The following is a 14120-nucleotide window of genomic DNA, read 5'->3' as shown; positions in this document are numbered from 1 at the left end:
AAATTACCCTCCTAAAATTTATTTTTTATTCAACCGCTTCGCAACATAATTCCCGGCAAATTGAACCACCTGCACGAGAATAATCAAAACGATAACCGTTGCCAGCATCACATCCGCACGAAAGCGCTGATAACCATAGCGAATCGCGAGATCGCCCAGACCGCCGCCGCCAATTGCGCCAGCCATAGCAGAAGAGCCAACTAAACCGATAACGACCGTTGTCAGCTGGGCAATAATCCCTGAGATTGCTTCTGGCAGTAAAACATTCCAGATAATCTGCATTGGTGTAGCTCCCATCGCCATTGCAGCCTCTACAACCCCAGCATCCACCTCTTTTAATGACGTTTCAACCTGGCGTCCAATAAAGGGAATAGCCGCTATCGTAAGGGGAACCATCGCTGCCATTGTTCCAATCGAAGTACCTACGATAAGACGCGTAACAGGAATAATTGCCACCATTAAAATAATAAACGGCACTGAACGAACTGCATTTACAACAGATGCTAATACACGATTAAAGCCTATACATTCCAGTATTTGATTTTTGGCCGTTGTCACAAGCAAAACCCCAAGCGGAATGCCTATTACACTGGCAATGACCATTGAAACCGTTACCATATAGATGGTTTCACCTAATGACTTAATCAGCAATGTGACCATGTCTTGTGACATAACCGATCACCTCAATTCTTAGATCCCTTGATTTTAAATACTCCAGAGCTTTATCAATTTCCGGCTGTTCACCGCTAATGCCAATAATCATACGCCCATACGGCGTCAATTTGATATGGTCGAGATTGCCAAACAAAATACTGACTTCTATATCAAAGCCACGAATAAGACCAGCAATCACGGGATCATCCGCTGAATCACCAATAAAGGTAAGCCTTACCAAAAGATGACTCCCCGGCACTGCGGTCGGATAAATTTCAGCCCCACGAAAAGCACTAGGCAGCTCATTACTAATCAGCACACTGATAAATTCCTTGGTAATCGGTTGCTGCGGATTCGTAAATACCTCAAGTACCGTACCCTTTTCCGCAATTACACCATGCTCAATAACCGCTACCTTATCACAAATTTCTTTAATCACCTGCATTTCATGCGTAATGACCACAACTGTAAGCTGCAATTTTTGGTTAATATCCTTAATAAGCTCCAGAATTGCTTTCGTTGTCTGCGGATCAAGCGCTGAAGTCGCCTCATCGCAAAGCAATACTTTGGGATCGCTTGCCAATGCTCTGGCAATACCAACACGTTGTTTTTGTCCGCCGGAAAGCTGCGCTGGATATTGATGTTGTTTATCATTAAGACCAACCAGCTGCAAGAGTGGCTGAACCTTCTTTTCAATTGCTTCCTTACTACAGCCGCCAAGCTTAAGAGGGAAAGCGATATTTTCATATACAGTTGCGGATGACAGCAAGTTAAAATGCTGAAAAATCATTCCAATATTTTTTCTTGCCGCACGAAGCTGACTATCATTCATAGCTGTCAGATCTTGACCATCGACAATAACCTTACCTGCCGTAGGTTTTTCAAGCATATTAATACAACGAATCAATGTACTTTTCCCAGCACCACTGAGTCCAATAATACCATAGATCTCACCACGTTTAATTTCAAGGTCAATTCCTTTTAGTGCCATAACCGGACCGGATGACCCTTCGTAGGTTTTTTCGATATGTGAAAGTTTAATCACGGGCTTTGCCTCTCCTTCATATTTTTACCATGCAGCCGTTCCCGAACCTTGAAAATGATCCGTAATGAACTGTTTCACTTCATCCGATTGATATGCTTTAATTAATTTTTTAAAGACAGCTTTATCCTTGTCTTCACTGCGCACTACAAGAATATTCGCATAAGGTGATTTTCCATCTTCAATAAATAAAGCATCCCGATTGGGTACAAGCCCTGCTTGCGTTGCATAATTCGTATTAATTACAGCAAAATCAACATCCATTAAAGAAAGTGCTACCTGTGCCGCTTCCAATTCTTTAATCTGTAAATGCTGCGGATTTTCCATAATATCAGCAACGGTTGCACTAAGTCCAGCATTCTCCTTCAGTTTTAGCAGACCCGCTTTTTCTAAAATCAATAGAGCCCGCCCACCATTCGTCGGATCATTTGGAATGGATACAATAGCACCATCGGGGATATCACTCAACGATTTAAGTTTTTTGGAATACACTGCCATTGGAAAAATAACCGTTTTTGCAATGGATTCGATCTTATAGCCACGATCGGCTATCTGGGAATCAAGAAACGGCTGATGTTGATAACTATTGGCATCAATTTCACCATTGCTCAACGCTACATTAGGCTGGATATAATCGCTAAATTCAACAATTTTTATATCTAATCCTTCTTTTGCCGCAACTTTCTTCACCTCTTCCATGATTTCGGCATGTGGTCCTGGTGTAACTCCTATCGTGATCGCTGATTTTTCCGATTCACTGTTCTTGCTGGCATCAATACCACAACCACTGAACACAAGCATATTAAACACCATTAAAACGGCAAAAAGTCCTTTATTTGATATTTTTGACACTATAAAACACCTCATTCTTCGCTAAAATAAGTCCTCGTTTTCAACTATGTTTAGAATGTTAACATAGAAAACATATCCTGTCAATATGTCTTTAAACTATGGCAAAAACCAATACCTGCAAAATTCAAGCCTCAACTACTTATAACGTTTTCAATTATAACATTGTTAAGCTGCAAACTGCTACTCATGATCGAGCAAAAACGTTATTTAGATTAATTTATGCGAAAAACTTGCTTTTATCCGCATTTCAATTTACAATTTAAGTTGGACTGATATAAATTTAATAATTAAGGGTGATTTTATTATGGGGATTTTATCAAGATTTTTACCAAAGAAAAAACCAATAGAAATAAAAAACACGGTTCCTAAAGAAAAAGAAAATATCAAAAAAACATTTGGTGTTTATTGCCATAGCCATCATAAAACAAATGGTGATAAAACGTTATGTCCAAAATGTACTGCCCTGCTCGCAACAGCTATGCTAAAAATCAATCGCTGTCCTTATGGAATTACAAAACCAATTTGTGAACGCTGCGAACGTCCTTGTTTTGGCGACAAGCAAACCAAAGAATTTCGCGAAATCATGAAAAGCACCCAGCGAAAAATGTTCTTTAAGCATCCGATCATGACCATAAAGCACAAACTCAAGAGTATGGGGATTGATTATGCCAAACATCAACAAGAGAAAAAAATTAAAGACAAAGCGAAAGCAAAAGAAAAGTCTGTAAAAGAAAGTAAATAAACAATACCCCGTACAGCAACTGTTGTATGGGGTATTCTTATTTAGCCTGCATAATATAATACATTTATAAATAAAGAACTTTATGCCTTTTCTTTTTAAAATAAGGAGATTTCCCATGACAAAAATTTTACAAAACATGCAAGTCAAGTACTCTCCTACACTCATTGCGAATATCCTAATTTTTTTTACAATGATTGCCTGGGGCACATCCTTTATTAGTACAAAAATTGTCATCGCCGAAGTTCCGCCTTTTACAATTGCCTTCATTCGTTTGGCAATTACATCCTGTATTTTATGGCCGATTTTCCGGAAATATGAACCAACAACCCATCTTAATAAAGCAGGAACACGTCGTTTCGCCATAACAGGCCTGTTGGGTATAACTATTTATTTTTGCTTCGAAAACATTGGTATTAAACTTACCACAGCCTCTAACGCATCACTCATAACGTCAGTTACACCAATACTTTCCATTACGCTGAATATGCTGTTTTGTAAAGCAAGGCTTTCGCTGTGTGAACTACTAGGGGTCTTATTAGGTATCGGCGGATCTTATCTGACTATCACAGCCAACGGCGCTCTCGATACAGCTTCAAACCATTTCCTGGGAAATATATTTGTTATCGGCTCCATGATTTCTTGGTCTTTTTATACAATTTTCAGTAAAAAACAACAATCTAATAATTCTGATTTGGCAATCGTCACCTATCAGACACTCTTCGGTACTTTATTTTTGTTTCCTTTTGCCGTAACCGAATATCAACAATGGCACCTATTTTCATTTTCCGCTTTGCTGCAAATTATTTATCTTGCCGGTGTCTGTTCAGCCGCCTGCTATTTTCTTTATATCTATGCACTCAAAATTTTAGATGTAACCCTAACCACGATCTACCTAAATCTCGTACCTATAACCGGTGTTATTACGGGATATCTTGTCCTTGATGAACGAATCTTACCCAGCCAGCTACTTGGTGGTACTATGATTTTATCGGCTATATTGATTGCCAATCTTGATAAATTATTAAAATTTTTCCGTCATTGAAAATTCATCATCACATTTGTCGATATTGCAAAAGAGACTTATCTACGCTATGATTAAATTTGATTTTATGAAAAATGAGGTATTGATATGAAAGCAGTTATTTTTGATATGGATGGTGTCCTCGTCGACAGCGAACCAATGCACACAGCAGTTAGTATTGAAACAATGGCCTATTATGGAGTAACCATAGATGAAAATGATATGGACCGGTTTGCCGGTATGACAATGCATTCGATATTTTCAACGTTAAAAATTGAAAATAATATTCCAGATCCCATTGAAACTATTTTAGCGCGCCAAGAATCAGGGATGTTAAAACACACGCTTGAAGATCCACAAACCCCCATCGCTGGAATTCGTGAAATATTAGCCTATTTAAAACAACATAAAATTCCAGCGGCAGTCGCATCCTCCTCACCAAAAAAACTTGTAAAAACGGTAATAGAACGCCTGAACATCACTACTTCTTTCGAAATTTTACTAAGCGGCGAGGAAGTACGGCATGGTAAGCCTGATCCAGAAATTTATCTGGAAGCTGCAAAAGCACTGCAAGTACAGCCAAAAGATTGTGTCGTTATCGAAGATTCCAAAAATGGCACATTATCCGCAAAAGCTGCCGGAATGACTTGTATTGGCTTCAAAAACCTAAACAGCGGAGACCAGGATTTAAGTGCTGCCGATATTGTTGTCCCTACACTCACTCAAATTGATTTCACTAAATTTTAATGGAGATGATGATTCATGCTTTATACTGTGGAAAATGATACCTTCCTATTAACCACCTCTGAACATGGTGGTGAGCTCCATTCTTTATACAGCAAAAAAACGGGTACCGAATATCTTTGGCACGGCAATCCAAACTATTGGAAATATCATGCGCCGCTTCTTTTTCCAATTGTGGGACGCTGCATCAATAACAAATACCGTGTCAATGAAAAAATATATGAACTGCCGCAACACGGACTGGCAAGAACATCTGAATTCAACTTAATTAAACAAGGACCACAAATGCTAACCTTTGAGTTAAAATCATCCCCCCAGTCACTCACGATATATCCCTTTGAATTCATCTTTCAAGTCACCTATACACTGCAGGATCATGGCGTTAAAACGACCTTGAGTGTCCAAAATCCAGCTTCTGAGCAACTGCTCTTTTCTGTAGGAGCACATCCCGCTTTTATGTGTCCAATTGATCCGGCAGATGATTTGGATGATTGCTTTTTGGAATTTAGTGAAAAAGAAACTGCCTCCATCATTCCCTTAAGCGATAAAGGTTTTTTGACACATCAGCATACACCTTATTTAATCGATACAAAAAAACTCCCGCTGCACAAAGACTTATTTGAAAAAGATGCTTTGATTTTTGATTCCTTAAAATCAGCAACGGTTTCATTAAAATCCAAACACTCTAAAAAATCTTTAACGATGGACTTTCATGAATTTCCGTTCTTCGGCATTTGGGCTCCCAAAAGCGGTGCACCATTTCTTTGCTTAGAACCTTGGCATGGACATGCTGATTATGATGACTTCACTGGTGATTTAAAAACGAAAGAAGGCATCTTAGTGCTTCCACCAAACAACAAATTCACTTGCAGTTTTGCTGTGATGATTAACGAATAAAATGCTTTTAGTATTGTTTCCACTCAACAGATAAACGAATTATTTTTATGTTTTACAATGAAAGGGCTTTTTTTATGACGGATCGTACAAAAGGATATTGTTTAGTAGCATTAGGTGCTATTTTTTGGGGAGCTTCTGGTGTCGCCGGTCAATATTTGCTCCATGATAAGCAGTTCAGTGCCGAATGGTTAGTCGTAGTGCGCCTACTTTGCTCGGGGCTTATCTTGCTGAGCATCGATTCGGTCACGCACTTTGGGGATATTTTTACCATATGGCAAAATCGTTTGGATCGACATCAGCTGCTTTTATTTGGTGTCGTCGGCATGCTCAGCGTACAATACACCTATTATGCTGCAATTCAGCACGGCAATGCTGCTACAGCGACGATTCTACAATACCTCATGCCGGTAATCATCGTGGGTTATATCGCCGTACGCTACAAAAGATGTCCACAATTTCTTGAAATTATTTCTATTTTTCTAGCAATGCTAGGTACACTTCTTTTGGTAACAAAAGGAGATTTCCATTCACTGGCGATCTCACCACTGGCACTATTTTGGGGTATCACCTCCGCTTTCAGTGCTGCTTTTTATACCATTCAGCCAAAAGGTCTGCTCAGTCGCTGGCGGTCCCCCTTGGTTATTGGCTGGGGCATGCTCATCGGGGGTGTTGCCATGAGTCCAATCGCGCCGCCTTGGAAATTTGTCGGTCAATTTGACCTGGGTGCTGGCCTGGGACTTGCTTTTGTCATTATCTTTGGTACAGTCATTGCTTTTTGGGCTTATTTAGAGAGTATTAAATATATCCTGCCAACAGAAACCAGTACTATTGCCTCCTTAGAGCCATTCTCCGCTGTCTTTTTATCGATTATATTGCTAAATATTCCGTTTGGGTTTATGGATTATATTGGCGGTTTATGTATTTTAAGCACTGTTTTCATCTTAGCGAAAAAAAAATAACAAAAATAAAACGAGAAAAACTCAAATGAGTTTATCTCGTTTTATTTTTGTTTTTATTTATGGCGATGTTTAAGTTTAAAACCGCCCCATAATAATAAGATCCATACAGGAAGTAAGGCAACTGCAAGCTGCATATCCTCAACCTGGGTCATAAGTACAACGATCATTGCTAAAAAAACCAGGCAAAGATAATTGATGAAAGGATAGCCTAATGATTTAAAACGAATCTGCTTGACCGTATTTTGTTTTTCCCGAAGCCTACGATATTTCATATGCGTTACAACAATGACAAACCAACTGACCACAACCGCAGCAACCGCAATGGAAATCAAATACATAAAAACTTTACCAGGAAAGAAATAATTCATCACGACTACAATCAAGGTAACCCCTGAAGAAACAAAAATTCCCCGCACCGGAACACCATTTTTCGATAAGGATTTGAATGATTCCGGGGCATTGGACTGTGATGCCAAACCAAACAACATTCGTGAGTTGCTGTAAATTGCACTATTGTATACTGACACAGCGGCGGTGAGGACAACAATATTTAGAAGATTAGCCGCTGCCGGAATGCCAATATTAGAAAAAATCTGAACAAAGGGACTGGCTTCCATGCCGATTTTATTCCATGGATACAGTGTCATAAGTACTGCAAGTGTACCAATATAAAAAATCAGAATACGCCAAATTACCTGATTGATGGCCTTTGGAATCGTCTTTGTCGGTTCCGCTGCTTCACCAGCCGTGATACCAATCAGTTCAATCCCACCAAAAGAAAACATGACAATAACCAATGACATGGCAATACCCCCGATACCATGTGGCATATATCCGCCATATTGCCATAAATTACTCAAATTATTAGGGAAAGGCCCCATTTGTGTAAAAATAATATAAAGTCCAAAAATAATCATACAAACAATGGCCACCACTTTAACAATGGCTGCCCAGAATTCAAATTCACCATACATACGAACATTGATCAAATTGACAATTGTAATCACAATAAGACACGTCAATGCCGAAGTCCATTGCGGTAAATCAGGAAACCAATAATTCATATAAATACCAACAGCCGTAAGTTCCGCCATGCTTACAATCACATAATTAAACCAATAATTCCAACCCGATAAAAATCCGGGAAACTCACCCCAATATTTCGTTGCATAATAACTAAAAGAACCAGATACAGGTTCTTCCACTGCCATTTCACCAAGCATCCGCATAATAAAAAATATAATTACCCCACCGATAAGATAGGATAATGTAATAGCCGGCCCTGCCATGGCAATCGTTGGTGCCGATCCATAAAAAAGACCCGTACCAATTGCTCCACCCAAGGCGATCATTTGCATATGGCGATTTTTCAAACCTCGTTTCATTTGCCTAATCTCTTGTTCCATCTATAAGATCTCCCTCATTTCTCTATTTCAATTACACTTTATTATATTACCACAATCCATTATATAACTGTAACTTTTCTTTACGAAATCCAGCAAAACCAGGTTATGCAAGCAAAAAAGCAGCATAAATGCTGCTTTTTTATTTTTATATTTTAAATTTATGAATTGTTTCCTGCATGGCTTCTGCCATTTGTGCCAATGCCTGCGATGCCGATGCAATTTCTTCCATCGAAGCGGATTGCTCTTGTGTCGCCGCAGAAATAGACTGCGTCTGCCCCGCCGTATCACGACTCACACTATCTACATTCATAATAGCTTCAACAATTTTCTGGCTGCCGATAGACACCCCTTGCACTGAACCGGCAATTTCTGTCATGCGATCACGAATATCATTAACCATTGAAAAAATATTGGCAAACTGTGTACCAACATTACGAATTGCTGCGGCCCCCGTTTTCACGTTGCTCGTTCCAATCCCCATCGTTGAGACCGCTTGTCTTGTATCACCTTGAATTTTGAGGATTAAATTTTTAATTTCTTCTGTTGCTTTTTGTGATTGTTCCGCGAGTTTTCGAACCTCTTCAGCTACCACAGAAAAGCCACGTCCGGCTTCTCCAGCTCGAGCCGCTTCAATTGCTGCATTTAATGCCAGCAAATTAGTCTGGGCGGCAATGCTTGAAATAACCTCAACAATTTTCCCAATTTGCTGTGAATTTTCGCCTAAATTCTCAACAACCACAGCTGACTGCGTCACCGATGTTTCAATCTGATCCATTTGGGTAATCGCTTCATTCAAAAGATTTTCCCCACTCTGCGCCGCATCCGCTGTCTGAACAGAAATTTGATTCACCGACTCAGTCTTATCAGCCGCTTCGGCAATCTCCATCACCATCGATTCAATATGAACCGTTGCCTGCTCAATTGTTTGCATTTGACTATTCATGCCATCAGAAACATGTTCAATCGTAGCTGCCACGTGATTTGCCGCTTCTGCCGATTGACCTGCGCCCGCTGTAAGTTCCTCAGAAGAAGCTGCAACCTGCTCAGATGTCGTCGCCATTTTCGCAATAAGATTCCGCACATTTTTACTCATTACGTTGAAAGCATTCATCAAATGACCAATTTCATCATTCGAATCAATTGTCAAATCTTTAACACGCAGATTTCCTTTGGCCAGCTCATCGGCATGTTTCGTTAAATCAATAATCGATTTTGTAATAGTCCCGGAAAACTTCAAACTTAAGAATACCATTAAAACAATACCAATAATCGTTAAAACAGTATACGTGATTTTCAAGGAATTTAATTCGCTATAAATAACACTCTCCGGAATTGTCATTCCCACGATCCATCCAGTACTTTTTACTTTAGAATAAGCAAAAACTGCTGGAACACCATTTTGTTCAACTTTAAAACTGCCTGTATTATTTTTTAACATTTCTTGAAAATGATCTTTCAACGTTGCATTGCTTTGAATATCTTTAAATGTTTCATTCGCATCCGACGAAGCAAGGATTTTACCTGTCTTTTCAAGGATGATTCCACTGCCTTCACCTTTATATTGAATCGTCGCAACTTGCTGCGTCAAAACTCCCAAAGATATATCTTCGCAAATAGCCCCACGAAAAACACCTGTTTTATCATTATAAGGAACGGCGGCGGAAACAACAACTTTATTATTGCTTGCCCCTTGATATGCGTCTGTAAAAATGAGTTTTCCCGCTGTTTTTGCATCTTTATACCACCCTCTGGCACGTGGATCGACTGTCGTAACATTCCCACTCTTCCACGTCATAAAAAGCCCGTTCTCGTTCCCGTTCGTAAGTTCATCGATTTCACTATCACCATCCATTGAACTCATTATTTCACGCATCGAGCCGATGGTATCATCAAGATTATGTAAAATTTTAGCCGATGCAACGGCTACCTGAGTTTTTGAATTGAGCCATCCATCGATTTCCGTTGCTTTAAAGTCCACCGTTGCTGCCATTCCTTGTTCAATACTTGCTGTCAAATGTCGTTGGGCTGTATAATACCCAATTCCTGACACAATGGCTAATACTACACCAACGATACCTGCCAAAAGAAAAAATTTCTGTTTAATTCCCATTATTCACCTGTCCTATTTGTATTATTTGCTTAAACTAAGAATCACTCCATACAATTTCACAACATGGAAAAAGGCTATAGTTTATTCATCATAATACAATTATAACAAAATGTCCCTATAACGTAAACTTATTCTGTTTTCATAATAAAATGCACCCCTACAGATGGATTTTCATCTGTAGGGATGCATTACAGCTATCACCTTTTATTTCCTATATGGATTTAAATATGAAATTTACTAACTGCCTCTTGTAATTTTTGAGCCATTTTTGACAAGCTCTCACTAGCGGAAGCAATTTCCTCCATAGATGCAGACTGTTCTTCGGTTGCGGCTGAAACCGTTTGCATTTCATCCGTTGTATGCTGAGTCAATTCATTGATCTGCTGCATTGAGATAACAACATTTTGACTATCCTTATCTAACTCTCCAATAACCTTAGACGTATCGCCAACTTGCTCTGCCAATTCTCTTATCGCTTGAATAATGGTTGTAAAACTTTGTCCGACCATATTAATAACCCCTGTGCCGGACTGTACTGCCTCTGTACCATTTTGCATTGACGCTACTGCCAGATTTGTTTCAGATTGAATTTTCTCAATCAAAACAGCAATTTGCTTTGCAGCATCTTGAGACTGCTCCGCCAATTTGCGCACTTCTTCAGCCACAACAGCAAAGCCACGACCTTGTTCTCCGGCTCGTGCAGCTTCAATTGCTGCATTTAATGCCAACAGATTGGTTTGTCCCGCAATCCCAGAAATAGTATCTATAATCTGTCCGATTTCTTTTGATCGATCACCAAGCTTTTCAATAGCCGCAGCAGAGCTCCCTACGGTTTGTTCAATATCCACCATTTTTTTAATCGCGGATTCAACAAATGTCCCACCATCCTGAGCTGCATTAACGGCATTCATTGAATTTGCATTAACCTGCTCAGCATTGTCCGCAGCATGATGAATGTCCTGCGACATTTTTTTTACAGTATTCGTTGTCGCATTTACTATGGTAGACTGCTTCTCTGTATCTTGCACCACTTTGGCAATAGATGTTGCAACTTGATTAACTGCCGTTGCTGATTGTTCCGTAGTTGCTGTCAATTCCTCAGATGAAGCTGCTAACTGTTGCGAATTTTCCTGCACTTGCCCAATTAGTTTTTTCAAATTTCTTACCATAGCAGTAAAAGCACTTGCTAATAAACCAATTTCATCGTTTGATTGGATATCTATTGTTTGCTTAAGATCACCTTCTGCTATTTTACTTGCGATCTGCTGCATTTTCAAAATTGGTTTTGAAAAGCTGTTGGCAATGAAAAATGCCAATACTCCCGTGCAGAGCAAAGCACCTATAGTGACTAACCCTATTATAAGCAATAAAGATTGTGTTTTTGCCGTAATAATACTATAAGGCGTTTCTAAGCAGATCAGCCAGCCAGTCCTATCATCATAAACATACGTAACTAGTTTTGCACCTGAATTGTTGTCTTCTAATTTAACAAATCCACTTTTTTTATCCGCTAATGCTTGTCTTACAAAATCTGCATCATTCATATCCGTTCGATCTTTCACCATCGTCTGGTCAGGGTGAGCTAATATTTTACCTTCACTATCAATAACATAAGCCACTGTTCCATTTTTAGATAAATTTGTTACAAACTCACTAATTTTCGTAAGCGTAATTGAACCTTGCATAATACCAATCACGCTGTTATTGTCGGGATTACGAACCGGTGTGACAATGTTTACAACAAAACGATTAGAATTTTTACTAAAAACAACACCAGATATCACCTCATCCTGCCCATTAAGTGCTGTTTGGTAAAAAGGACGTTCCCAAATATTCGCAAGAGGAATAGCATCGCCTCTTACAACCTGATTTCCCTTTGTATCATCCAAAGAAAATGAATTTTCCGTATAAACTTTTTGCACTTGCAGGAGATAAGTTTTTACATTTGGTAAATCAAAAGCTTGCACCGTTGGATTTGCCGCAATTGATTTAATAGCAATAAAAGATTTATCAAGGTATCCATTAATTTGTAAATTAATGTTCTCGGCTAAATCTTCACACTGATTAATCGTTTCCTCCTCCAGCTTCGTACTCAAATACCGTACCGAAACAACAGATAGCACAATTAATGGTATAAAACTCATCAACATCATAATGATTAATAATTTCTTTTTTACACTCATTTTACAACTTCTCCTAAACTATATTCAACTTCATAAAAACGCCCTTCCTATAGGAAAGCGCGTTTTTACAAAATTGATTTAAAATTTACTATTCAAATGAATACAATTCATATCCTGACTAAACTTCGATACGTTTTACCTCACCTAAGTAAAAAGCATAATTTATAGCACCAATTAGCGTAGCTCCAGCTGTTACCACCATCGCCATCTCAAAGGATCCTGTTGTTGTAACAATCCAGCCTGTGATAATCGGTCCTAATATTCCACCAACATTTGAAACACAATTTTGCAATGCACCTACCGTTGACGTCATATTTTTAGGAGCAACATCTCCTGGCAAGGTCCACAACGCAGGGCCTGCACAGGCAATTCCGCAATACGATAACGTCAATAATGCCACGGCCGCCACATCACTTTGAATAAAATTCACAAAAACAATTGATGATGCCAAAAGCATCCCACATACTAAATTATTTTTTCTTACTTTCGTTTTTGAATACCCTTTACTGTATAAATAATCCGCTAAAAAAGCTGTAATAAACCCCACGATCAAACCGACAAGTGGTGGTATCATGGCTACAAATCCCATTTTCATAAGACTCATTCCGCGTGATTGCACTAAATAAGTTGGAAACCAAGTAATATAGAAATAAATAGCGTAATTTGACATAAAAAATCCTATACACATAGCCCGAATATTTCTATACCGTAATAATTGATACCATTTCAAAGGCATTTTATTATCTAACCCGTCTTTAACTGCTTGTCCGTCACGAATATACTCTATTTCCGCTTGATTTGCATACTGACTTTTTTCTGGATCTGTATAATATTTTAGCCAAATTAACACCCAAACTATTCCTAATGCACCCGAAACAATAAATGGTACTTTCCAGCCAAATGTAATCATCATCCAAACAATAATTGGCATAGCAAAAGCTGTCCCACATTTATTCCCGCTATCAAAAATAACGGTTGCCCTTGCCCGTTCACGATCTGGAAACCACTTTGAAACAATTCCCGCATTGCAAGGGTATGCACCGGCTTCACCGATTCCAAGCAAAATACGGATTGCAATAAATGATATCAATCCTTGTCCAGCTGCCATTAACATCGTTGCACAAGACCACGATGCAACCGATCCTCCAAGCAGCGTTTTTTGTCCAAACTTATCTGCAAGCCACCCTGATGGAATTTGGCATAAGGTATAGCTAAAGAAGAAAGCCGACATAATAAAGCCCATTTCCGTAGCTGTAAAATCAAATTCTTTCATAATCATCGGCGCTGCTGCTGATAAATTTGTGCGATCAAAATAATTAATCGCAATGGCTCCCCACATCATAATTGCAACTTTCCAACGAAATCCAGTCTTTTCTTGCACCGTAAGCATAGCAGCATTTACTTTCGTTTCAACATTTAATTCACTCATCATACTATTCTCCTCTCTATGTTTACGTAAATCAATAGAGTTTACTCAATATTTACACAACTTTGAATAATCATATATATC

At 38.9% G+C, this 14120-nt stretch carries 12 protein-coding genes; 5 read left to right on the top strand and 7 right to left on the bottom strand.

All coding sequences use genetic code 11. The features are described from left to right. Positions 1-18: 18 nt before the first annotated feature. Genes BMY14_RS10960 through BMY14_RS10950 form a run of 3 tightly spaced genes read right to left on the bottom strand, consistent with a single transcriptional unit; the run spans position 19 to position 2509 of the window. On the bottom strand, positions 19-672 hold the full coding sequence (locus tag BMY14_RS10960; protein ID WP_019553976.1) for a methionine ABC transporter permease: 654 nt from the start codon (positions 670-672) through the stop codon (positions 19-21). After that, positions 641-1699, bottom strand: a complete 1059-nt coding sequence (locus BMY14_RS10955) for a methionine ABC transporter ATP-binding protein (protein ID WP_091831693.1) — start codon at positions 1697-1699, stop codon at positions 641-643. Before BMY14_RS10955 ends, BMY14_RS10960 begins: the two co-directional genes overlap by 32 nt. Positions 1700-1723: 24 nt before the next feature. After that, positions 1724-2509, bottom strand: a complete 786-nt coding sequence (locus BMY14_RS10950) for a MetQ/NlpA family ABC transporter substrate-binding protein (protein WP_091831766.1) — start codon at positions 2507-2509, stop codon at positions 1724-1726. A gap of 343 nt (positions 2510-2852) precedes the next feature. On the opposite strand from BMY14_RS10950, the gene BMY14_RS10945 reads away from it, so the two are divergent. The 5 genes from BMY14_RS10945 to BMY14_RS10925 all read left to right on the top strand — a co-directional run bounded on the left by BMY14_RS10945 (position 2853) and on the right by BMY14_RS10925 (position 6911). After that, the gene (locus BMY14_RS10945) at positions 2853-3290 is read left to right on the top strand and encodes a nitrous oxide-stimulated promoter family protein (protein ID WP_019553973.1); all 438 of its coding nucleotides are present in this window, start codon (positions 2853-2855) and stop codon (positions 3288-3290) included. A gap of 115 nt (positions 3291-3405) precedes the next feature. Further along, a complete protein-coding gene (locus BMY14_RS10940; protein ID WP_091831691.1) occupies positions 3406-4332 on the top strand; it encodes a DMT family transporter in 927 nt (308 codons plus the stop codon). Positions 4333-4419: 87 nt separating this feature from the next. Then, on the top strand, positions 4420-5058 hold the full coding sequence (locus BMY14_RS10935) for an HAD family hydrolase (RefSeq protein WP_091831689.1): 639 nt from the start codon (positions 4420-4422) through the stop codon (positions 5056-5058). Positions 5059-5073: 15 nt separating this feature from the next. After that, positions 5074-5952, top strand: a complete 879-nt coding sequence (locus tag BMY14_RS10930; RefSeq protein WP_091831687.1) for an aldose 1-epimerase family protein — start codon at positions 5074-5076, stop codon at positions 5950-5952. Positions 5953-6026: 74 nt separating this feature from the next. Further along, entirely contained in the window at positions 6027-6911 is an 885-nt protein-coding gene (locus tag BMY14_RS10925; protein WP_091831685.1) for a DMT family transporter, read from the top strand. Between the two features lie 53 nt (positions 6912-6964). Here the strand turns inward: BMY14_RS10925 and BMY14_RS10920 are convergent, their stop codons facing one another. The 4 genes from BMY14_RS10920 to BMY14_RS10905 all read right to left on the bottom strand — a co-directional run bounded on the left by BMY14_RS10920 (position 6965) and on the right by BMY14_RS10905 (position 14039). Continuing rightward, positions 6965-8317, bottom strand: a complete 1353-nt coding sequence (locus tag BMY14_RS10920) for an amino acid permease (protein WP_091831683.1) — start codon at positions 8315-8317, stop codon at positions 6965-6967. Positions 8318-8462: 145 nt separating this feature from the next. Then, entirely contained in the window at positions 8463-10427 is a 1965-nt protein-coding gene (locus BMY14_RS10915) for a methyl-accepting chemotaxis protein (RefSeq protein ID WP_091831681.1), read from the bottom strand. 221 nt (positions 10428-10648) lie between these two features. Continuing rightward, positions 10649-12610: a methyl-accepting chemotaxis protein gene (locus BMY14_RS10910; RefSeq protein ID WP_091831679.1), complete on the bottom strand. Its 1962-nt coding sequence runs from the start codon at positions 12608-12610 to the stop codon at positions 10649-10651. Positions 12611-12728: 118 nt separating this feature from the next. Next, a complete protein-coding gene (locus tag BMY14_RS10905) occupies positions 12729-14039 on the bottom strand; it encodes an MFS transporter (RefSeq protein WP_091831677.1) in 1311 nt (436 codons plus the stop codon). Between the last annotated feature and the right edge of the window lie 81 nt (positions 14040-14120).

The organism is Propionispira arboris, assembly GCF_900109225.1.
Lineage (GTDB): Bacteria > Bacillota > Negativicutes > Selenomonadales > Selenomonadaceae > Propionispira > Propionispira arboris.
This window is presented reverse-complemented; position numbering and strand designations above follow the sequence as displayed.